19 protein-coding genes are annotated in these 22,847 nt (G+C 46.3%); 3 read left to right on the top strand and 16 right to left on the bottom strand.

Features of this window, described 5'->3' with window-relative positions; translation table 11 throughout:
• Window positions 1–751: 751 nt before the first annotated feature.
• From PCH02S_RS07565 to PCH02S_RS07530, 8 genes are all read right to left on the bottom strand, one after another.
• A complete protein-coding gene (locus PCH02S_RS07565; protein WP_127451610.1) occupies window positions 752–2,917 on the bottom strand; it encodes a hypothetical protein in 2,166 nt (721 codons plus the stop codon).
• A gap of 22 nt (window positions 2,918–2,939) precedes the next feature.
• Entirely contained in the window at window positions 2,940–4,118 is a 1,179-nt protein-coding gene (locus tag PCH02S_RS07560; protein ID WP_127451609.1) for an ABC transporter permease, read from the bottom strand.
• Window positions 4,115–4,834: an ABC transporter ATP-binding protein gene (locus tag PCH02S_RS07555; RefSeq protein ID WP_127451607.1), complete on the bottom strand. Its 720-nt coding sequence runs from the start codon at window positions 4,832–4,834 to the stop codon at window positions 4,115–4,117. The genes PCH02S_RS07560 and PCH02S_RS07555 overlap by 4 nt, the downstream gene beginning before the upstream one ends.
• Window positions 4,835–4,861: 27 nt before the next feature.
• Window positions 4,862–6,595 carry an efflux RND transporter periplasmic adaptor subunit gene (locus PCH02S_RS07550; RefSeq protein WP_127451605.1) on the bottom strand — a complete coding sequence of 578 codons (1,734 nt, stop codon included), beginning with the start codon at window positions 6,593–6,595 and terminating at the stop codon, window positions 4,862–4,864.
• Window positions 6,596–6,610: 15 nt separating this feature from the next.
• Complete coding sequence (locus tag PCH02S_RS07545; RefSeq protein ID WP_127451604.1) at window positions 6,611–7,213, bottom strand: hypothetical protein; 603 nt, start codon at window positions 7,211–7,213, stop codon at window positions 6,611–6,613.
• A gap of 101 nt (window positions 7,214–7,314) precedes the next feature.
• Window positions 7,315–8,769, bottom strand: coding sequence for a sensor histidine kinase (locus tag PCH02S_RS07540; RefSeq protein ID WP_127451602.1), 1,455 nt, complete (start codon window positions 8,767–8,769; stop codon window positions 7,315–7,317).
• Window positions 8,762–9,490: a response regulator transcription factor gene (locus PCH02S_RS07535; protein WP_127451600.1), complete on the bottom strand. Its 729-nt coding sequence runs from the start codon at window positions 9,488–9,490 to the stop codon at window positions 8,762–8,764. The genes PCH02S_RS07540 and PCH02S_RS07535 overlap by 8 nt, the downstream gene beginning before the upstream one ends.
• A complete protein-coding gene (locus PCH02S_RS07530; RefSeq protein WP_127451598.1) occupies window positions 9,487–10,020 on the bottom strand; it encodes a DUF309 domain-containing protein in 534 nt (177 codons plus the stop codon). The genes PCH02S_RS07535 and PCH02S_RS07530 overlap by 4 nt, the downstream gene beginning before the upstream one ends.
• 181 nt (window positions 10,021–10,201) lie before the next feature.
• On the opposite strand from PCH02S_RS07530, the gene PCH02S_RS07525 reads away from it, so the two are divergent.
• Window positions 10,202–12,124 carry a glycosyl hydrolase family 18 protein gene (locus PCH02S_RS07525; protein ID WP_127451596.1) on the top strand — a complete coding sequence of 641 codons (1,923 nt, stop codon included), beginning with the start codon at window positions 10,202–10,204 and terminating at the stop codon, window positions 12,122–12,124.
• A 350-nt stretch (window positions 12,125–12,474) separates the two neighbouring features.
• Here the strand turns inward: PCH02S_RS07525 and PCH02S_RS07520 are convergent, their stop codons facing one another.
• Complete coding sequence (locus PCH02S_RS07520; RefSeq protein ID WP_127451594.1) at window positions 12,475–12,690, bottom strand: double zinc ribbon domain-containing protein; 216 nt, start codon at window positions 12,688–12,690, stop codon at window positions 12,475–12,477.
• A 161-nt stretch (window positions 12,691–12,851) separates the two neighbouring features.
• Here PCH02S_RS07520 and PCH02S_RS07515 point away from each other — a divergent pair, with 161 nt between their 5' ends.
• Complete coding sequence (locus PCH02S_RS07515; RefSeq protein ID WP_127451592.1) at window positions 12,852–13,010, top strand: DUF1540 domain-containing protein; 159 nt, start codon at window positions 12,852–12,854, stop codon at window positions 13,008–13,010.
• A gap of 92 nt (window positions 13,011–13,102) precedes the next feature.
• Here the strand turns inward: PCH02S_RS07515 and PCH02S_RS07510 are convergent, their stop codons facing one another.
• The 6 genes from PCH02S_RS07510 to PCH02S_RS07485 form a co-directional block, all read right to left on the bottom strand.
• Window positions 13,103–15,181 (bottom strand): thioredoxin domain-containing protein, encoded by a 2,079-nt coding sequence (locus tag PCH02S_RS07510; protein ID WP_407670040.1) that lies wholly within the window; start codon window positions 15,179–15,181, stop codon window positions 13,103–13,105.
• A gap of 52 nt (window positions 15,182–15,233) precedes the next feature.
• Complete coding sequence (locus PCH02S_RS07505; protein WP_127451588.1) at window positions 15,234–15,548, bottom strand: hypothetical protein; 315 nt, start codon at window positions 15,546–15,548, stop codon at window positions 15,234–15,236.
• A gap of 410 nt (window positions 15,549–15,958) precedes the next feature.
• Window positions 15,959–16,423, bottom strand: coding sequence for a CBO0543 family protein (locus PCH02S_RS07500; RefSeq protein ID WP_127451586.1), 465 nt, complete (start codon window positions 16,421–16,423; stop codon window positions 15,959–15,961).
• Between the two features lie 164 nt (window positions 16,424–16,587).
• Window positions 16,588–18,000 carry a YfcC family protein gene (locus tag PCH02S_RS07495; protein WP_246068981.1) on the bottom strand — a complete coding sequence of 471 codons (1,413 nt, stop codon included), beginning with the start codon at window positions 17,998–18,000 and terminating at the stop codon, window positions 16,588–16,590.
• Window positions 17,993–19,207: a M20 family metallopeptidase gene (locus PCH02S_RS07490; RefSeq protein WP_127451582.1), complete on the bottom strand. Its 1,215-nt coding sequence runs from the start codon at window positions 19,205–19,207 to the stop codon at window positions 17,993–17,995. Before PCH02S_RS07490 ends, PCH02S_RS07495 begins: the two co-directional genes overlap by 8 nt.
• A 452-nt stretch (window positions 19,208–19,659) precedes the next feature.
• Window positions 19,660–20,547 (bottom strand): LysR family transcriptional regulator, encoded by an 888-nt coding sequence (locus tag PCH02S_RS07485; RefSeq protein WP_127451580.1) that lies wholly within the window; start codon window positions 20,545–20,547, stop codon window positions 19,660–19,662.
• 199 nt (window positions 20,548–20,746) lie between these two features.
• Here PCH02S_RS07485 and PCH02S_RS07480 point away from each other — a divergent pair, with 199 nt between their 5' ends.
• Complete coding sequence (locus tag PCH02S_RS07480) at window positions 20,747–21,934, top strand: MFS transporter (protein ID WP_164819468.1); 1,188 nt, start codon at window positions 20,747–20,749, stop codon at window positions 21,932–21,934.
• Between the two features lie 60 nt (window positions 21,935–21,994).
• On the opposite strand, the gene speD is transcribed toward PCH02S_RS07480, so the two are convergent.
• Window positions 21,995–22,807: an adenosylmethionine decarboxylase gene (gene speD / locus PCH02S_RS07475; RefSeq protein WP_127451576.1), complete on the bottom strand. Its 813-nt coding sequence runs from the start codon at window positions 22,805–22,807 to the stop codon at window positions 21,995–21,997.
• Between the last annotated feature and the right edge of the window lie 40 nt (window positions 22,808–22,847).

Raw genomic sequence — 22,847 nt, 5'->3', positions numbered from 1 at the left:
GATTGACTATGAGCTAACGTTGCTTCGATGGGTTGACTCATGTTGGATGAAATCCAATGAGAGCGCCCTTTTGTTAAGCAAACTTCGCTTTACATTGGACGAAATCCAATACGCTCTTTTAAAAGCTATCAACATGCGACTGGATTTACGCCTCCCCTTGGGTTTCGTCCAATGAGATGAGCTAAACGATCGCCAAATTCAACCTTTTATTGGAATTCATCCAATGGCGATGCGTACCCAGCCTCCTAGCTCCCTCGCTGGGGGAAGGAACTATTGTAGGAGTTAACTCCTCCAACGAAGTTTAGCTTGTTAAGAGCTCGGTTGGAGCGAATTTTTGAGGTGGAGCACACTCAGCACAACGAATAATCCCGCGTTACTGAGGCATTTGGTGGAGGAGATAACCTCATAGCTAGTATTAAGTTGGTCAACGATATACCCTTGAAGAACTACAGGCCGCTATTCTAGCAGAATTCAGCCCGTTTCCGCATTCGAGCGGAACTACAGGGCTTTATTTGACCGCCTACCTCCCGTTTTCTTTATGAAAACGAACAAATAGCGCTCCACAGTTCCCCTCCGCGCGAAAAAGTGCCTATAGCCCTAAAATAGCGCCCTGTAGTTACCCTGGCCAGGAGAGATCTCTCAAGCGATCACAGGAAATTTCATCGGGCGAAGCGCTCAACATAAAAAATAAGGGTAAGCCAAAGCTTACCCCCAATAAAAAATGCCCATCCCCAAGGGATGAGCACCGTCTTTACATAATCAACGTTTTCACCAAACGTTTCGCGTCACCGCTCGGTGTAGTAACAACCTCGTACAGATTAATTTTAACATTCGTGTTCAGTTGTTCGGATTTAATTGAACCAAAATCAATAAACTGAATGCCGGACATAATTTTGTCCTGGCCTACGAAGCTCATGGTCTTGGTGCTAAGCAGGCGGTCTTCGGAATCGACAACCTCGAAGACCAGAGATGAGAAGTTCGCATCCGTAATGACCTGCTCTTGACGTTTCACATCCAGATCCAGGCGCAGACGGTATGCGTAAGATTGGTCTTTACTATACGTTGCGCTGACCCTGTAATCGTTAATTGCAATACTAAACGGATACAAGGATACGGCACCCGTTGTTGGTACTGGTTGAACGGCTGTTTTGTAGGAGCCGATTGCTAAACGATTGGCATCATATAAGTTAAGCGCCAACTTATCTGCCGTTTCTGTGTCAGGCACCAAGTAGGAGTAATTCAACACATAGCTGGTGTTCGGTGCGATTGTCTTCGCAACAGTAGACTGTCGATCACCCGAATAAGTAAAACCTTCATCGTTGGTCAAATCGGTTTGGAAATCCGGTAAATTCAACGATGTCGTCCCTTTATTCGTCAGTTTATATTTGGCAACGACGGTTTTGAAGCCAAAGTCCGTATTCTCGCTCATTCCAAGCTCTACAAGCGATACATCAATATTCGAGTCAATGAGCGTATTGGACGACAGTTTGAATGGCGTACCGAGCGTGTAATCTTCCGCCGAAGTATAAGAAGAGTTCTCTCCGCCTTGTCCAGCTCCAGCCAGTGTCGTGATGGTAACCGGAAGCGACGCTGTTTTGCTATTGCCAGAATTGCCTGTATTCGTGGAATTCCCTGTATCGGAGGATCCTGAACCAGCTCCCGTATCTGTACTTGTTCCCGTGTTCGTTTGCGTGCTGTTATTCGACGTACCTTGTTTCTCTGAAACGACCAGCTGCAAAGCATCTGTGCTCAGACCGGCTGGCAAAATACCGGAGAAGCGGAAAGTCGTCGATTCATTTGGCGATAAGTAGGACGTCCGAGCGGCATTATCCGAAGACGTAACCGCCACACTGCCGCGCAGTGCTTGAAACGAAGCAGACAAGTTAGGAATCGTTATGATCCCGTCACTTTTGTTCGTCAGCGTGACATTGGCTTGAAGATGCAGCCCATCCGATTGTTTGCTAGCCGCGGCCCACGTTGTAGTGATATGTAGCCCCTCTAAATCTGCATCCGGGTATTGGGTGTCGTCGCCGATCTTGCCAACCACGAATGATTTGGCTACATTTAATGACCCGAGCACCGTCGTTTTCACTTTGCCTTTTGGCGAGAAAAGCAGGGATAGCCCGCTCGCATCCAGGGATGCTGGAACCGCTGTTTGAATGGTTGTTTTAACAGGCTGCTGCGGCAGCAAGGTTTGGCCTGATCCCGAAATAAACTGGGAGACATAAGTCAATCCCTTGCTATCTTGTAAATTAAGCTCAAGCGCATCTGGCAGCTTAAGGGTCGTATTGCTTAAATTTTCCAACGTTAAGTCTGTATAAACCAACCAGGCACCGTCTTTGAAAACTTTGTAGCTATTGCCCAGCTGGGCTGTCACTATCGCATCATCTGCGAAGGTAGTATCTACCTCTTGAAGGTTGATGGCGGCTTGCTGCACCACGGATTGTCCCGCTTCATTCATGGCGGCTTCAACGGATAAAGCCCCGATATCGTGCATCGTATTGTAGTTCCATTCGAAGATATCGACTTTCAGTTGACCCGGTGTCAAATTCGCCGGTATTCCGGAGCTGAATTTGAAAGTGCCGGTTTCCCCTGGTTGCACTCGGCCATTGACTTTCTCACTCAGTTTAGCCGTATAGGAAACCCCATTCGTATCCATAACTTTGACACCATAATTGTTAAAATCCACAGGCGAAGCGCTGTTATTATTCAGCCCAAGAGAGAAACGAAGGGAGCCGTCATCCGCTCCTGAGGACAAGGAAACCTTGTCTAATGTAAAGTAGACGGAATCGCTCAGGAAGACGCCTTCCTTGCCGGCGAAAGCCGATGTGGCCAGAGGTAGTGTCAGGAAGCTTGCTGCCGTTAGCAAAAGTGCCGATCGGCTTAACAAGCGTTTCATTTTCAGATGTTGCTTCACAGATAGTCCTCCTCTATGTTCATCAATCAGATCGTAAGGCGTCAATCGGACGCAGTTTGGATGCTTTGTTGGCCGGATATAAACCGAAGATAACACCGACCAATACGGAAAATAAAAAGGCGTATAAACTAATATCCAAGGAGAGGCTAGTCGTTTGTTTCGGGCTGAAATAGGGCAGTGCGTAGGATAAACCGATCCCTAATCCAAGCCCGATAAGTCCGCCAAGCCCACTGATGACGACGGCTTCGACAAGAAATTGGAGCAAAATATTGCGCCTTTTGGCACCGATGGATTTACGAATCCCGATTTCTCGCGTCCGCTCACTGACTGTCACCAACATAATGTTCATAATTCCGATACCGCCTACGAGCAAGGAAATAAGGGCAACAGCTACTAATTGATTCGTAAGTGTGTTCGTAGCTTCAGTCCGTGCCTTAAGCAGCTCATCCTGATTCGTTAGCACGAAGCCCGTATCGCTTTTGAATTTATAAGTCAAATATTGCTTCATCGTTTCTTGAGCGGTGTAAATATCTTCTTTGGTTGGCGCTTCAACGTAGGTCGTACGAATTTGCCCCAGCTTGAACACACGTCTGGCCGATTCCAGTGGCACAATGATAGAGCTGTCTACCGAGGCTCCTCCAATATTAGAACCTTTTGCTTCAAGGGTCCCGATAACACTGAACACAGCGCCATCAATATTGATTTCCTCTCCCACCGGGTCCAAAGTGCCAAAAAATGTTTTCGCTACTTCGCTCCCGAGAATCGCCACATTGGAACGAAACTCAAGATCCGTCGGCGACAGGTTACGCCCCTTATCGACTTTCGCTTTAATAATGTCCAAGTATCGATCATTGGTTCCAAGTACGTTGTACTTCTCTTGCGTTCGATCATATTTGACATTGGAGCCGTTCTTCGTCATTGTAGGCGCAATGGATTTGAATTCTTCAAAATTTTCGAAATTCATCAATTCATTATAATCCAACTGCGTCGCGCGACCGTTTCCTGTCGCTGTGACAACGAGAAGATTTGTCCCCATATTTTCATACTGCTTCGCGATTTGTTCCGAAGTCCCTTGCCCGATGGACACTAGCGTGACGACAGAGCTAACTCCGATAATAACCCCCAGCATCGTCAGAAAGGTCCGCAGCGGACTGGAGACAATCGTCTGCAGCGACATCCTGAGCAGTTCACTTGCCTTCATACGCTCACCTCTTGCTTGACATCGCTTTTGTCAGCGTTATTCCGGTAATCATCAATGATGACGCCGTCACGAAGGGCAACGACGCGCTTGGCATTATCGGCAATATGATGATCATGGGTAATCAGAACGATGGTATTTCCCTGCGCATTCAGCTGCAAAATTAACTCCAGAACCTCTTCCCCCGTTCGGGAATCCAATGCTCCTGTCGGCTCATCCGCCAAGATAAGAGATGGCGAAATCGCAAGGGCTCGGGCGATCGCCACACGTTGTTGTTGACCACCGGATAACTCGCTAGGCTTATGATGGCCCCGCTCGCCCATTCCGAGCATTTTGAGCATTTCGTGCGCCCGCTCCCGCCGTTCTTTTCTTGGAATTCCAGCATAAATCATCGGAAGTTCCACATTTTCCATCGCAGATAAACGGGGCAATAGGTTAAATTGTTGAAAAATAAAACCGATCTTTTGATTTCGAAGCGCAGCGAGTTCATTATCACTCATTCGTTCGGTTACGACACCGTCCAGGATATAGCTCCCCGACGTCGGAACGTCCAGCAGCCCAATGGTATTCATCAGTGTTGATTTACCGGATCCGCTGGGCCCGATGATGGCTACGAAGTCGCCTTCTTCAACAGTAAGCGAAATACTGCGCAGGATAGGTAGATCTTCTGAACCGCGTTTATAGGTTTTGACAATATCTTTTAGCTCAATGATATTCATACCGCACGAACTCCTTTCCCGGCAGTGTTATCTGTTACCGCCACCGCCGCCTCCACCACCGCCGTTGGTCCGGGTAGCTCCGCCTGCGCCGCCACCACCGCCGCCTGGGAATCCACCACCTGCACCACCGCCGCCAAATCCGCCGGCTCCACCTGCTCCGCCGTTTTGTTGGAACTGCTGTCTTAAACGGTTAATTTCGTCCTGGCTGAGGTTTTGTTGTCTTCTTACTGCAGTAGGAAGAACAACTTTATCTCCTTCACTCAGACCTTCTGTGATCTCAATTTGCGTTTTCGAGCGAATCCCGATTTTCACCTCATGATCAGGTTCTACGGTTCCATCCGCTTTTTTCAATGTGACAATGCGCTTGCCTTTTTGCAGCTGCAACGCTTCAGGAGGTATGTAAATCACATCTTTCTTGTCTTGAATCAGAATTTCACCTGTAGCCGTCATCCCGTATTTCAATACATTATCTTTGTTATCAGCAGCGAGTACGACATCATAAGCCGTTACACCGTTCGTAGTTGTACCCACAGAAGAAATTTGCGTTACTTCCGCCGGGAAAATGCGGCCAGGGTAAGCATCGACCTTGATTTCAGCCTTCATCCCAAGTTTAACGTTAGGCAAGTCTAACTCATCTACCTGTACCGGAAGCTGCATTTTGGCAATGCTCGCAACGGCTCCTAACTGCATACCGCTGGTTACCTTGGTTCCAACTTGTAAGAGACTAAGAATATCATTGCGTTTGTTAACAAAGTCCGTTGAGAATACACCATCAAATGGCGCTAAAATTTTAAGTCCATCCACCTTGTCTTGCGCTGAGTCCACTTTCAGCTTCGCGCGCTCAAGAGCAGACTGTTTCGTGAGAATATCATCGCCGATCGTATCATTCGCGAACGTTGCAAGTAAATCGCCTTGACGTACCATATTGCCTGTTTTTAAAGGCATCGTGGCCACATTGCCGGTTGTGCCTGCCAAGACGGTTGTGATTTTCACATATTGAAGCGCAGCTTTCGCTTGCGAATCAACCGCACGCCCGCCGATGGTCACGCTGCCCAGCACGCTCGTACCTGCATCCATGGAGTTGTCATTGGGAATGGCAACATCAATATCGACTACTTTACCGCCTTTTCCATCTGATTTCGGGTCTTTAGAAATGCTTTGAATTTTGCCTGTTTTCGTTATCATATAGCCATCTATCGTAAGATCAACAGGATCGCCATTGTGCAGCTGTGCAGCATCCTCTACAAAAAATGGCAGCGTCACCGTCAAGTTGTTTACATCGGAAATGGTTGCAATTTTAGTCGATTTGTTAATCGTAGATCCTTCCTCCAGGTTGGTTGCATATGTAAGTTTCCCGCTAACAGGAGCCTTAACAGCCATTAATCCTTGTTGGGCCATCAGAGAATCCAAGTCCTTCTGCGTTTGCTCGTATGTCAACTGTGCATCCTGCAAATCACTTTCCAAGCTTGTACTCGTCAATTCTAAAAGAACATCCCCAGCCTTAACTGCCAGGTTCCGTTTTAAATTAATGGATTTAATATCCGAATCAACCGGGACAGAGATCGTTTGTGTATCTTTGGGTTCGAATTGGGCTGTACCGGAAACGGAAGAGCGGATATTGCCTTTTTTAACCTCGTAAATAACCTCCTTCACGTCTGCTGCTTTGCTTTTCTTACCTTTCGTCAAATAAACATAAGTGCCGCTTCCGCAGACGATTACCGCGATCAAAATTATAAACCACTTACTGCGATACCATTTCATGAAGTAACTTCCTCCTTAGAGTTTGGACATGAGTAATTCCATTAACTGCTGCTCTACGCTGATCCCCATGCTTCGAGGATCGAACTGGTTTTCTCCATGCTCACGGTCAATGAAGTCTGACTCTGCCTGTCGATCGGTCTTTCTTTTTTGCATGAAAGCTTTCACCCGCTTCTCTCGTTCCTCGGAAGAGAGCTCATCCCCCTGGTTGCCCGCACGCTCAGCAAATCGCGCCTTTTCTTGCTTGGATTGTTCCTCTAGAAAAGCAATTTGATCTGCGGTCAAGCCGCCAAGAACAAGCTTGCGTTCGGATTCGTTCATGCTTCCTTCATCTATGCTTTTACGGACCAATGGAAGAATCGTCTCTGCTTGCTTAGCAGTAATGGACAAATTGGTATGCCGGTCCATAAGAAGCAGTTCCTGAGAGAACATGACCAGCTGCATTTCCTTCACATTCTGGACGTCTTCTGTGGGGTTTACTTCGGGGAGAGCTTGCTCGGTTATTGGGGGTGATGCGATCACGGCCTGCGTTGAGGAAAGATCCGGCAAATGAGTCTGACAACCACCCAATAGGAAGGAAAAAAGCGTCAAACCCATAGCTGCTTTCCAAGTGTACTTCATCAAACATACACCTCCAAGACAAAAAAATCCTGTCCAATAGGATCAGGATACATTTCAAACATGAAATAAGTTTGTTTAAGTTGTAAAAAAATTGTGAAACTCTACGAAATTCGCGGAAATGTTACACAAAATTCGGTTCCTTCGCCTACTCGGCTGCGTACTTGGATCGTGCCATGCATACCTGTGACTAAATGCTTCACAATCGTAAGTCCAAGCCCCGTCCCCGTTGGTACGTCTGATCTTGATGTTCTGGCTTCATCCGCCTTATAGAAACGATCCCAAATGCGCGCCAACTCGGCATCCGTCATCCCGGTTCCCGTATCACGAATGAACAGATGGACTTCATGCTCCGCTTCTTCCAAAGCAACGGTTAACGTGCCGCCCTTTGGCGTGAACTTTAAGGAGTTATAAATTAAATTATGGACGATCTGAGCAAATCGATCAGGATCTAGTGGAACCTGAGCAGGCTCCTTATCCGGGCTAGGCAAAATAAGATGCAGTGATATTTCATTGACAGCGATCGGGGCTTTCAATAATTCCAATGATTCTTCAAGTGCTTCTGCCATGACGACCGGTCTAAGTCGAAACACATCGACACCATTTTGAATCTGAGCAAGGTCTAATAAATCCGTCACGAGACGCTGCAGCCGTTGAACCTCTTGATCACAGATGCGCAGGTAATGCGAGTATTTCTCTTCAGGAATGATCTTATCATTCATCGCCACGATGAAACCACGCAGTGTCGTAAGCGGCGAACGCAGCTCATGGGATACGTTCGTCAGAAACTCCTGCCGAGTCCCTTCCCATTCTTCCAATTGCTCCACCATGAAGTTGAAGCTTGCAGCAAGCTGCCCGACCTCATCATGTGAAGTGACCGGAACACGTGTCGTAAAATCACCATGCGCCAGTTCGAGTGCCGCACGGTTCATCTGCTGAAGGGGCCCGGCGAGTTTTCGCGAAATAATGTAGAGGATGAACCCTACAGCCAAAAGAGAAAACAAGAGCGGAACCAGAATATTTACCCTTACAGCGGAAATAGCTTCACCGATGTCCTCCGCCGGGAAATGCAAAATGAAAACCATTGGCTGATCATTTAACTGATAAGGGGCGTGATATGTAAATACATTAATCGTTCTTCCCTGCGGCGACGTTAAAGTGACCATCCCGTAACCGCTGTGGCCGTGCAAACCGTCGATAAACTGCGTATCCATCTGCTTGGGAATCGTTCGACCTTCACTGTCTGAGGAGCCGTTCAGAATATTCCCTTTATCATCAACGAGCCATACCTGCCCATTAATGCTTCTCGCTAAAATACGTACGGTGTATTTTAATTCTCTCGTGGAAATGGTGCCGTCTTGAACAGAGTTCATAAGCCGGGTCACTTCGACAACCCGTTTCTCCAGCAGTTCAACTTTGTCCTTGTAAAACAAATCCGTAAAATAATAGTTCCAGAACAAAAACAATCCCGCAAAGAAAAGCACACATGTCGCCAGGAACGACAAGAAGATTTTCAGATAAAGGCTGTTATATTTGCCCTTAAGCCAAAGCTTAAACATGCTGGACCACCTCAAACGAATAGCCAATTCCCCATAGCGTTTGAATGTTCCACGTATCATGTTGCCCCAGCTTTTTACGCAAATTCTTTACATGAGCATCAACCGTACGCGTGCCACCGGTAAAATCAAAATTCCACACATAACCGAGCAGATCCTCACGAGTGAAAACACGGCTTGGGTGGCTGGTCAGGAAATGCAGAAGTTCAATCTCCTTAGGCGTGAGATCAATTCGTTTCCCACCTACGGTCACCCGATACTGATCCAAATCAATCACAATATTTCCGATCTCTAGTAATTTACGAGACGAATTTTGCGAAGCTGACACATCTGTCGGCACTTGAACCGTACGTCGCAGTACAGCCTTAATGCGGGCAATAAGCTCATTAGGATCAAATGGCTTGACCAAGTAATCGTCGACCCCTAAGTTAAATCCTCGTAATTTATCAATGGATTCGCCTTTCGCCGTTAGAAAAATAATCGGTGTCTGATGATAAGGAGCATCCATTTTACGAATCATCTCACATAGCTCATAGCCTGAAATATCCGGAAGCATAATGTCGAGTAAAACTAAGCTCGGTCTCTCTTCTACAATTGTACGAAGAACCTCCTGCCCACGCGGCAGCAGAATCGGTTCATAGTTGGAATGCTCCAGATACAATCTGACCACTTCGGCAATATTTGGCTCATCATCTACGACAAGTACTTTACCTTCCGAATTCACTTGGCGCCACCCTTTTCCTTACGAATTTGCTGTTGTCTTGCTCTTTCTTCAATGACCTCTGTCCGGTCTCTTCGTGTATGTTTTTGAATGAGTTCGATATCAGCCAATCGGCTTGGTGCATGCCAAATCAACCCTCTTCGCTCGCATTCGGCCTGGCATAACGCCATTAACTCCAAATCTGCGATCGGCAAATTAATATCTTGATACAAATAACCATCCCGCTCGATTTGAGCCCAAGTCTGTCCAATTAGCTGGCCAAGCTTCTCAGGATCAAGCCCCAAAGAAGCCACATGCTCAGTCTGCGCATTACGCTCAGCGCTTTGCAGCATTTTAACGGCACCTGCGCGATTCCCGCGTCTGATATGATACATGCCAACCGCGATTTGAATCAACGCGACATACGTTCTGCTGCGTTCGTCCCCTGGATGCTCTTTCCAAAATTCTTCCATGACCTCATGGCATTCAAAATAATCCCGCTCCGCATGAAAATGCAGTAAATATTCAATATAAGCTTCCGGATACTGCTTCATAAATCGTTCCTCCACCTTGTTCTGATCACGATAATGACTATGTATACCTCATGTTACTCGAAAGTTGTTCCATCGTCCAACATCACCTTGTATTTCGCTTACATTTCTAGCTATTTCCATCGCAACCAATCTATCATTCCGTACGTCTTATTAAGTAGCTTAAGAGAAAGAGGCGTGATCTATGAAGGTTGGAAAATGGCTGCTGACGAGTACCCTTTTGTTATCAATAACGATACCGCAGGCTGTACAAGCAGCAGGAACCGCAGGCGGCACTACCGATAAAACAACGAAATACCGCGTTTATCAGTATAATCAAGTACTCATGGAATTTGCTACATACAAACAAGCGGAAACTTTTGCCAAAGGTTTTTCCAATAGTTATGTGGAAGAGATTGGCACACGCAAGTGGTTGTGGAACAACTTTCCTCGCTATCAGGTTTATCAAATGGACGCTACGCTCCCAGAATGGCAATTCTCTACCTTAGATGCAGCTATTGTTGAAGCGAAAAAATGGTCTAATGCCAGCGTTCGTGATCTAACATCCACAGGCTGGGTGTGGGACAATTATCCTCATTATCAATTATATCAAAATGAAGTTACTCTAGACTCTTGGAGATTTCAAACGTTGAATGAGGCCATCGCTGAAGCGAAAAAATGGGGCAGCGCCCATATCATCGATTTAAACAGCCGGGCTTGGGTCTGGGACAACATTTCTAATGAGGATAAAACCTTGCTTCGTGCTGGAGATCCTGTCTATAAGGTCTATCAAGGTACTTTTTCAGCCGATAATTGGGAATTCGCTTCCTTGGAGGACGCGGTAAAAGAAGCCTTGAACTGGGGCAACTCGACCGTCGTTAATAAAAACACGAATAAAATCGTATACAGCAATCTTAAATCCTATAAAGTATACCAAAATGATACCTTTCTTCTGGACTTCACTTCATTAGATGCAGCCATTGACTATGCAAAATTATGGGGACATGCCACCATATTCAAGGATGGCCACAAAATTTGGAACAATTTTGCCGCTTATCAAGTGTTTCAGAACGCCTCTCTCATCGGTGAGTATACAAACCTTCCTGATGCGCTGAACTATGGCGTACAGTACAACAACAGCTCCATTCAAACGCTTGAACACCGAATACTATGGGATAATTTCAAGAAATTACAAGTATGGGGATGGAACGGCCAGTCGGGTGGCGATGCGATAAAAGCTCAAGTCACCAACACAGTTGGACTGGATGTCGATTCACCAAGCTATTTCGAGCTAGCGGACGCTGCAGGCAATCTCAAAGACAGCTCGAATCCCGATACTGTCAAATGGTTGCAAAACAGCGGCTATACCGTATACCCTCTCGTCAGCAATCAATTCAATGCCAGCTTAACGACGCAATTCCTTGCCGATAGCAAGGCTCAGGATAAATTCATTAAAGCTTTGGTTGATCGTTCCGTGCAGCTTGGCGTTCCAGGCATCAACGTTGACTTCGAAAGCCTTGCAGGGTCGGACCGCAATGCATTCACCGCTTTTATTACCAAATTAACAACTTACGCGCACTCCAACGGCTTGGCAATTTCCATCGATCTACCGCGCGGCAGTGTCAAATGGAATCATCTTTCTGCTTTTGATCATGAGAAGCTCGGCAGCATTGTGGATTACGTCGTTATCATGGCCTATGACCAATTTTATAAGGGGAGTACCTCCGCCGGTTCCGTTGCAGGTCTCCCTTGGACAGACGGTGGGATTCAAGAATTTTTATCCTATGGCATCCCGCGAGACAAAATCATTCTAGGCATCCCTTACTATGTGCGGGAATGGAAACTGGATGCAGCCGGCGCCTTACAAAGTAATCGGACTGTGCTGATGAAGGATATTCCAGCTTTGCTCGCTTCCAAACCGGTCAAACAGACATGGGATGCGACATACGGTCAGTATCGCGTGGAGTACCAGGAAGACGGCTTTACTTATGTCTTCTGGTTAGAAGATGCCGCAACTGTCAAGGCTCGATTGGATGTCGCGAAAAAGTACGACATCGCCGGTGTCGCAGCTTGGCGGCTTGGTTATGATTCTTCGGATTTGTGGACGTTGATTTTGCAGAACAAGTAATTTATTTGAAGCAGAAAAGCACTGTCAGGATGCTCCTGGCAGTGCTTTTACGTTAATGTGGGAATATAGTTCCACGTTATATCCACGGTCTAACACCATTTTTGGGTAAGACAGCAGCAATTTCGCAAAAATATTAACTGTGCTAACTTTGAGGGAACTGGAGTCCGCTATTTGGCGGAAAACTGAGTTTTTCCTAGTTTAGCGGAACTACAGGGCTTTATTTTGTCCTCCGCAGCACGTTTTCGGCAGAAATTAGCAAAATAGAGGAACGTAGTTCCCTCAACTTGGGAAAATGATCTTTTTCAGGAAAATAGAGGACTATTGTTCCTTTATGCCTCGCTCAAGAGGGTTCACAGTAGATTCCATTCGTTAAATATCGTTGCCGTTCCGCAATCCGCGCAGTACTTAGCATCCGGTTTATTCACCTTCGAACAACCCTTGTGGAGCAACGTTTTTTCCCGCGTACAGCGGTTTTTAAGCGGTGCCCCGCATTTAATACAATATTTTTCCTCTTTGTCCGCCACATATTTGCACCTGACACATTGCTGAAATTCTTTTTCAGCCATACCTTCACCTTCTTGAAGTAGGGTCTCTACTTCAAGTATATGAAGCCATTCAGACGAATGGTGAATGCGAAGCTTCATACTTTTTTCCATATTCGTGCCTGGCTATGTATAAAAAGACGCCTTTTTACCCCACCCTATGAGGTAAAGGAGGTGAATAACCAATGGCAAAAGATGTGCTTTGCGAAGTTAATTCCTGCAAATACTGGGCTAATGGCAATAAATGCAACGCGTCCTCGATTTATGTCGTGAGCCACCACGGCAGCAATCAGGCGCGCAATTCCGAAGAAACAGACTGCAAAACATTCGAACCTAAAGCTTAGTTTAAGAGCTATTTAACTTAAAGAGTGTGGAGGCCCTTTCGGGCTTCTTTTTTTCTTTCTATTGTTATTGTAACCAATAATGATAATTATTATCATCCAATACGGGAAAGATTTTCGATGTCTTCGAGATCCTGTGTCGGCGCTTGGCAGGCAAAGTTCTGACATACATAGGCTGTCGCGCGTCCTCCCAAAGGCAGCTTGTCCTGCACAAGCGGAATCAGCTTGCGCACTTCTTCTCCCGCTGCGCCTGGCGGGTGAAGAATGAGCAGCGCGTTCGGCAGGAACTGCCGCTGTACGGCGCGCAGCATGTGCTGCGTCTCCGGCTTCGCCGGGTCGCCGGCGATGACGATTTCGCTGGCTTCGCTATAAGCGAAATCGAGCGCCGCCAGCATGAGCGCATGGCCCGGCGGGTAAGACGCGACAGCTCCGGCAAAAGCCTGGAGCTGTTCATCCGCGGCCTGCGACAGCTTCGCGTCGTAGGTCAGCTTCGCCAGCCGCTGCATATTCAGCGCGGCTGCGGCGTTGCCCGACGGCATTGCGCCGTCGTAGATCTCTTTGGGGCGGGTGAGCAGCTGCTCGGCATCGCTGCCGTAGAAGAAGAGCCCGCCCCTCTCTTCGTCTCCGAAGAGACGAAGCATCTCTGCGTTCAGCTGGACCGCTTCACGGAGATAGCGCAGCTCGAACGTGGTCTCGTACAGCTCGATCAGTCCCCAAACGAGGAACGCGTAGTCGTCCACGTAGCCTGGAAAAGCGGCCTCGCCGTCGCGATAGCGGGCGAGCAAGCGCCCATCTTCGCGGCGCAGCTCGCGAAGCAGGAAGTCCGCGGCTTTCGCGGCCGCCTCCGCGTAAGCCGGCTTGTCCAAGGCGCGGGCCGCCTTGGACAGCGCAGCGATCATCAGACCGTTCCACGCGGTCAGAATCTTGTCGTCTTTGCCCGGATGGATGCGCTTCTCACGGTGCTCGAAGAGCTTGACGCGGGCTTCCTCCATCCGCTGCTTCAGCTGATCCAAAGGGATCCGCTTCCGCTTGGCAAAAGAAGCAGGCGTCGTCTGGATCAGATTCGGAATGTTGTGCCCCTCGAAATTACCCGACTCCGTAATATCAAACAACTCGGAGAAGAGGTCTCCCTCCTCTATGCCTAACACAAGTTCTACCTCATCGGCTGTCCATACGTAGAACTTACCCTCTTCGCCTTCGGAATCTGCATCCTCCGCCGAATAGAAAGCGCCACCAACATCGGTCATATCCCTTAATACATAGGTAATGATCTGCTCCGCTACTTCAGCGTACTTGGCTTTGTCAGTAACTTGATAGGCTTCTACATAGGTCATAAGCAAAAGCGCATTATCATACAGCATCTTCTCAAAGTGCGGAACCAGCCACTCTGAATCAACTGAATACCTGGAAAAACCAAATCCTATATGATCGTACATGCCCCCGCGATGCATGGCATCCAGCGTCTTTTCGACCATTGCAAGGGCGCGTTCGTTCCCCGTTTTCTTATAGTACCTGAGCAGAAACGACAAATTGTGCGAGGTTGGAAATTTCGGCGCATTTCCAAATCCCCCGAACTCAGGATCGAACGAGCTCTCATATAAACGGAACGCTTCGTGAAGCGTCTCTTCCGTCAATTCTCCGCCAGAATGATGCTCCAGTAGCCGAGCTGTTGTCTCTTGAATGATCTGTTCCCCGACTTCGCGAACGCGTTCGGCGTCTTCCCGCCACTTCGCCGAAAGTTGCGCGAGTATTTCCACCATCCCGGCACGATTGTATTTCCGGCTGCGTGGGAAGTACGTTCCGGCGAAGAAAGGCTTCTTCTCCGGCGTCAAAAAAACCGTGAGCGGCCAGCCGCCTTGACCCGTCATCGCTTGGCACACTGCCATGTAGATGTGATCGATGTCCGGGCGTTCTTCACGGTCTACTTTAATTGAGATGAAATCTTTATTCAGCATGTCGGCTATGGTCTGGTCTTCGAAGGATTCGTGTGCCATGACGTGACACCAGTGGCAAGTTGAATACCCAATAGATAGGAAGATTGGTTTATTCTCTTGCTTCGCCTTTTCAAAGGCTTCTTCAGACCAAGGGAACCACTCGACCGGGTTGTATGCGTGTTGGAGCAAATAGGGGGATTTTTCGTTTATAAGAGCGTTTGATTTTCGTTCAGACATTATAGTACTTCCTTTCTATATTTAAATAAGACCTCTCTTAAAGTTAGAAGTTCATCTATACCAGTTGTTTTATTCTTCTTAAGCGTTTAACAAGTATGTCAATAAATAAACCCACCAAAAACCAGGTGATAAAAAGTATAACATATGTTAAAAAATTAACTTCTAACAGTATACTGCTCGAAGCTCCCCATTTATTATTTTCAAAATCAAACATCCAATGTCTCATTGGCTCAACATCTGCAAGAACATTTATTGGTGGAATTAATCTAATAAAAATATTTGCAAAACCACTACCCATATAATCACTTAAACAAATAATGATCCCTACTATAGAAATCCAGAAGGAAAATCTTCTTCCTACTAATGACAACTACATCACCATCCGTTTTTATATGTAATATGTCGAATGTCATATGAAATCTATTGTTTATCCAACAATCACATCAGTGTCTGAAGGAATAAACATTGCCCCTAGCAAGGGATAGTTGACCAACTCCTCCGTCTTTCAACTTTCATTTCTAAAGTTATCCCAATCTCTGCTATTTCTATTGGACGAATATTTCTTTAAGTCTTTTCAGGCAACTTACAACAAAATAATTATACAATAATAAATCCAGATGATGGATGAAGTATTTATTATATTGATTATTGCAAGCTTATTTCTTAAAACATAGCACCAATGGCAAGTTGACATAACCTCAACCTTTTTTTCAATAAAGCACCGACTTACTTCTCTTACAAACAAAAAAACAACAACCCTAAGGTCATTGTCTCCCCAAATCAAACATAAGAATCCGCTTTACGAACTAAAGCTATCGCTCCACGAACAATCAAGAAAGTTACTATTAATGTCACTAGGCTTACAAAAGCGTTCCAGTGTTTGTACGTAATCAATTCCGTATTTCTTTCGGCCCAAAATTCAAGCAATGTCACCGGAATGCTGTACAAAAGTGCTTGCACAAAGATGCTTTTTAAATTCGAGTGCTGTGTAGTTATATTATAAAAGACGCAGAGTGTAGGAAAAACGAGAAAATCAAATACAATGTTTGTATCGAAAACTTCGGGGAAAAAGCGAATCGGATAGTCCAATAAATCAGCTGCAATGATAAAGCAATCGGTAATTGCTGTAACAACTGACTTCAATAAAAAAATAATCAGCCAGTCTTTTATAGGCTTCCTAAGCATCCAAATGAACATTGAACCAAAGCATAGGATTGTGGCAGCCCACAGTATCACATATTCCATAGCATCCTCCCCAAATAAAGGAAAACAATTTCACTAATGAGATAGGTTCTCCATAAAGCAAGGAATTATACTTTGAAGTTTGGGCAACTCACTAGCTGATAGGTAGAAAAAAAGCATGCTCCTCCCCATTTAAAAAGGAAGAGCATACTTTGCATTAACATCACTTATGCATACTTGATTACATTCGCCACGATGATAAAAACGGCTCCGATAATCAGCCACATGCACATCAACGGCCAGAAAAACTTAACCCATTTCTGATAAGCAATCCCTGATACAGCCAGGCTGCCCATCAAAGCGGAAGAGGTAGGAAGAATCATGTTCGTGATGCCGTCGCCCAGTTGGAAGGCCAATACGGATGTTTGTCTTGTAACGCCAAGCAAATCGGACAATGGTGTCATGATCGGCATGGTAGTAACCGCCATTCCTGTCCCCGAGGTGATGAATACGTTCATTATATTTTGAAAAGCGTACATCCCTAGCACTTGTATCGAACTTGGCAAGTCACCTACTAGAATGGACAAGCCGTTCACGATGCTGTCGATGACATTTCCTTGTTCGAGCACGACCATGATACCTCTTGCAATACCAATGATGAACGCGCCATAAGTAATGCTGCTTGCACCTTTGACGAATTCACTGGCAATACGGCTTGGACCATAACCTGCGCTGAAGCCGGACACAATTCCCATGGTCAAGAATAACGCACCGAGCTCCTCCATCCACCAGCCTTTTTTCGAAACACCCCAAATGACGAGACCGAAACCGATGATCACCGCAGCAATTGTAAGGTAGTGCTTAAGTTGAAGGGTCGGCAGTTTGGAGAAATCGACTTTCTCGCTAGTAACAGATTGCTCTAAATCATAAACAAGCCCTTGTTTCGGATCTTTTCTTACTTTTCCTGCATAACGAATTAAATAAAGACTTGTCACGGTGATCAGGCAAATCAATAAAATAACGCGCAGCCAAGCCCCTGAGAACATCGGCACTTGCGCAATAGCTTGAGCCAGACCTACGTTAAACGGGTTCAATATCCCCGCCGTAAAGCCGCAGGATGCCCCCAAGGATATCATCGCCGTACCCGTCAAAGCATCAAAACCGAGCGCACGGGCAATCGCGATCCCGATAGGGACGAAAACCATGACTTCGGTGGACATCCCCATAGTAAAACCGCCAACCGAGAACAGGGTAATGAAGATGGGTATCACCCACCTGCCCTTATTGGCAAATGTTTTTGCCACCCTGGAGGTTACCGCCTCAATCGTACCTGTCGACGAAATGATTTGGAAAGCTCCGCCAATAATGAAAATAAAGAAGACTACATCGGCTGAAGAAACCAGCCCGTGGACGATCGCTTTCGGAATTTCAACTAAATTAACCGGACTCGCATCTACTTGATGATACGACCCTGTCACGAGTAAGGATTTTCCAGTCACTTTATCTTTGACACGTTCGAATTTTCCTGCAGGGATTGTATACGTTAATGCCGCTGCAACGAAAACAAGGATAAATAAGATAACAAAGGTATGAGGCATTTTAAACCATTTGCGAGGACTATCTTTTGCTATACTATTCAATGCCCGTTCCCCCCTCTCTATTCTGCTTCCACGCTGTAAACTCATTGCGAACGCGCTGCATCGCCGCCTTGTCCGTACATAAATCATACGTGGTAAGGGCTAACGCTTTGGCCGCTCGATTCAATTCAATCATGCCCTCTTCCGAACCCGCCAACTGAGCAAATTCCGGCGTATGTGTCGTGGCATCTCCTAGTCGGATATACGGGTGGATCGTCGGCGTCATCTGGCTGACATTCCCGATATCGGAGGAGCCGACACCTCCCTTTTGCGGCGGCGCGGAAACTTCTATGCCCATCTGTTCCAAGTTGTTTTGAAATAATTGAGCCAAAGCCTTATTGTTGTTCCGCTCCGCATAAATTAATCCTTCCGTAATATCTACGGTAGCTCCAACACCTTCTGCCGAGCTGCGAACGGCCCGATATACTTTTTTTCTGACAATTTCCAGTTCTTCCACCGTTGACGCTCGTAAAATAAATACGGCTTCACACAGTTCCGGTACGACATTCGGCGCATCTCCGCCTTTGGTAATAATGCCGTGAATCCTCACATCCTCTTTCACAAACTGACGGATGGCGTTAATAGCAACGAAGGCATTAATTAAGGCATCCAGCGCAGAGATTCCTTTCTCTGGAGAGGAAGAAGCGTGTGCCTGCTTCCCGTGGAAGGTAAACGTTGCGTCGACACAAGCAAGTGCACCGCGCAGAACCATCGTTTTATTTTGGGGATGGACCATCATCACGGCGTCGATATCATCGAAGATGCCTTCATTGCACATGATGATTTTACCGCCGCCTTCTTCTTCGGCAGGTGTCCCTAAGACAACGATTTTGCCTGGCAGATCAGGATGTGCTTCCTTCAACGCCAGCGCGGCGCCTACGGATGCAGTCCCAATCAAGTTATGGCCGCAAGCATGGCCAATCGCAGGAAGCGCATCATACTCGGCCAGCAGCGCAATCGTCGGCCCTCCCGGTTGACCTTCCCAAGTAGCGCGAAACGAGGTCTCTAAACCCGCAATTCCTTGCTCTACCTCAAATCCCGCTTCAAGTAAGGGTTCAACCAACCACTTCTTCGCTTTATGCTCATGGAAGCTGAGTTCCGGATTCGCATGAATTTGCTTAGAAATACGTCTCAGTTGCTCGTCAAGCGAATCTACAGCTTGCTCAATCTGTTGTTTGCTCTTACTGGCATCTAAATTCTCTTGAATCATTGTGTAACCCCCCCTGTCAAAACCTCGTGATGATTGACTATTTGCATGAATAAAGCCACTGATGAAATGAATAATTATGTAACATAATGAATATTATTTTATCGACTTCAAATCTATAAGTACAATTGATTGTTTTTTGGCCAACCCCTAAAATTTTTTTATAGCGGCGGCAGCTGTGGCGGAACTGTTGTAGCTCGATGACCAATTCGGACTCAAGATTCTCATAGGGGAACCAGAGTTCACTATTGGAGAAAAATTTAGCATTTTTCCTGTGGAACGGAACTACAGTCTCTTATTTGTTCCGCATGTTGCACTTTCATGTGACGTCGACAAAATAGAGGAATGTAGTTCCCCTCACATCCGAAAAACAGAGCTATTCAGAGGAATAGCGACCCGTAGTTCCCCAAAGCCACGCAAAAAAAATACACTGCCAAATGGCACTGTACATTTTCTTAAACATATTGGGCTTTCATAAATTCCACAAATCTATCCACAAACGCAAGCTCTAATGTTGATTCCCGATAAATCATCCATGTGTTTCGTTTGATTGGCTCCCCGTTCTTTCGGATCAGCTCTGTAGTTTTCAATCCATCTTGCGGCGAAACAAAAACACCAGGAACAATCGAGTAGCCCAGCCCCTGCTTCACCATCTCTTTGCAAGTTTCATAAGAGTCTACCCACATTGTAATTGTAGGCGGCTTGTTATACCGCTCATGCCACCAGGCTTGAATCGTTTCGCTGAAGGGGGACTGCATGGAGCTCATGGTTTTAATTCTTGGTTCTTTATAGTAGATATGAGGCAAGTCCGGAAGGCTATCCAAATCAATATCATCTTTGGAAATCATATAAATATGCTCGTCGTGTAGAAGGCATCGGGCATCAAACCACGGGTAGTCTCCTCTAATAACACCTACATGGATCTCTTCCTCATGGAGCAATTCAAGAATCTCCGGGCTTAAAGCGGATGTAACATTAAACTGAACGTCTGGGCAAAACTCTTTGAACCTTTTAAGGATCGGCGGAAGTTTGTATAGACCGTAGTAACTGGCAACGCCCAGTCTTAGTGTCCCTTTCACCTCATTTCGCAAGCTCATGATGTGATCCTTCATCTTATTCAATTCGGTAAGTGTTTTCTTCGCATAGGCAACCAAATATTTTCCTTCCGGGGTAAGCCTAGTCCCTTTAGAGGATTTAACAATGATGGACACCCCGAAGTCTTTTTCTAACTGTTGGATCCTGTAAGATAGCGCGGGCTGCGTAATATAAAGGCGTTCCGCCGCTTTTGTCAGACTTTGCTCCTCTGCAAGATACTGCAGCATGATGCAATCCTTCTCGTTCAAAGACCACCCTCCTCTGGATTGTTATGTCTAAAGCTTAGCATACTCTATCGCATAATCACAAAAGGCTGATCCGAAAGTCAATTCCATTCACACATATTGCACTTTGTATAAATGCATAATATGGATAGAGTCTTTAACGATACTCCCATATATTAGACTAAGCTGATAAATCTTGAATGAATCATGGAGATGACCGATCATGCGCTTTGCTTTTCTGATCACTGCCCTTTTCCTCGCTTCACTTAATTTACGTCCTGTCATAACGTCGGTCTCTCCTTTGCTCGGAACGATTCAGGAGGCGCTTGGCATGAGCGGTTCCAGCGCCAGTCTATTAACCTCCCTGCCTGTTCTCTGCATGGGCTTTTTCGCTCCTGCTGCTGTGAAACTAGGCAATCGGTGGGGCATTGAAAGAGCGATTGCCTATTGTCTATTGCTCATCGGTCTTGCTACTGCGGCAAGGTACTTTGTTACCTCTGAATGGTTGATGTTAGTTACCGCCTTCCTCGCCGGAATCGGTATTGCCATCATTGTGCCATTATTGTCAGGGTTTATCAAAGGAAATTTTGCTAATCCTTCAGCAATCGTCGGGGTCTATTCCATGGCAATGGTTCTTGGTGCCGCCCTTGGGTCTGCTTTTTCCGTACCTTTGCAAAATGCCTTTAGCCACTCCTGGCAAGCGTCCGTCGCGTCTTGGTCCGTCCTGGCTTTCCTTGCGCTTTGCTTTTGGTGGAGACCGGTCCGGAAAAACCCGAAATCACCTGAAGCTGCCGTGCCCAGCACCTTGCCCAAGTCAGGCAACAGCAGTTTGAAACTCCCATTATCTAATAAACGTTCTTGGATGCTAACTTGCTTTTTTGGGTTGATGGCCTTCATTTTTTATTCTCTTACCGCTTGGCTGGCCCCCATGGTACAGGCAATGGGCTACGGGAAACAAACGGCAGGAATGATTTTGACCTTATTTACTGCCGTACAAATGCCTGTCAGCCTGGTTATTCCTATTCTCGTCAGCCGTTTTCAACGCAGAATGCTCTGGTTGATTGGCTGCTCGACGATGGAGTTAATCGGACTCATTCTGCTTCAACTCCCCGTAACGCCTTGGTTAACCTGCGTCTTCCTGGGAATCGGAGCTGGAGGGCTGTTCCCAATGGCTTTAATGCTGCCTATCGATGAAACATCAAATACGGAGGAAGCCAGCGCGTTATCGGCAATGACGCAATCCGGCGGCTACATTTTTGCTGCCTTGGGCCCTTTTTTTGTAGGTTATATCCATGACTATGCAGGCAGTTTTCCTCCTGCTCTTATCGGCATGTCGATCCTCGTAGCCATCATGATTCTCATCCAGTTTAAAATCGGCAATAAAAAGCCGAAACTTGTTCAGTCGGATTAGTCAAAAAAAGAACCGCTCATACTTGGATCTTCTCCCTGTGAGCGGCTTTTCTTTTTCCTATCAAGTAAAGACCATATTTTTCCCATAAAAAATCTCGTCCATCTCCCATTTGACGCTTTTCTCAATTTCCAGCTGCTCTTCCTTGCTCAAGGAATCTTTGGTGTAGCCGAACAAATAATTGTTCAAATCAAATTCTCGCAGCTTACATTTCGTATGAAATATATTTTCCTGATACACGTTTACGTCGATCATTTGGTACATGTCTTTGATTTCACTTGGAATATAGTTCTGAATCGAGCTGATTTCATGGTCAATGAACAACTTGTGCCCCGTGATATCGCGTGTGAAACCTCTTACCCGGTAATCCATTGTCATAATGTCCGTATCGAAAGAGCGGATCAGGTAGTTCAGCGCTTTCAGCGGCGATATTTCTCCGCAAGTGGATACGTCAATGTCAGCCCTGAATGTGCTGATCCCTTCGTCCGGGTGATACTCCGGATACGTGTGTACAGTGATATGACTGGTGTTCAAATGTGCTACAACAGCTTCCGGAAGCGGGCCCGGCGATTCCTCGAACGATTCATTCGGTTCTTTCTCAATCGGCCCCTCCGATACCAACATGGTGACACTTGATCCCTGCGGATCATAATCCTGCTTGGATATGTTCAGCACATGAGCGCCGATAATGTCGGCAACGGACTTCAAGATCGCGGTCAATCGGTCTGCATTGTACTGCTGGTCTATATAAGCAATATAGGCTTCGCGCTCTTCCTTGGTTTTTGTAAAGCAAATATCATACATGTTAAAGCTTAGCGATTTGGTCAAATTATTAAAACCATGCAAGGTAATACGCTGCTCGGATGTTAATTTCACCTAGGCTCCCCCTTTTCATGATAAAGCTAAGCTTAGGATG

The sequence above is a fragment of the Paenibacillus chondroitinus NBRC 15376 genome (assembly GCF_004000765.1).
GTDB lineage: Bacteria > Bacillota > Bacilli > Paenibacillales > NBRC-103111 > Paenibacillus_E > Paenibacillus_E chondroitinus.
This window is presented reverse-complemented; position numbering and strand designations above follow the sequence as displayed.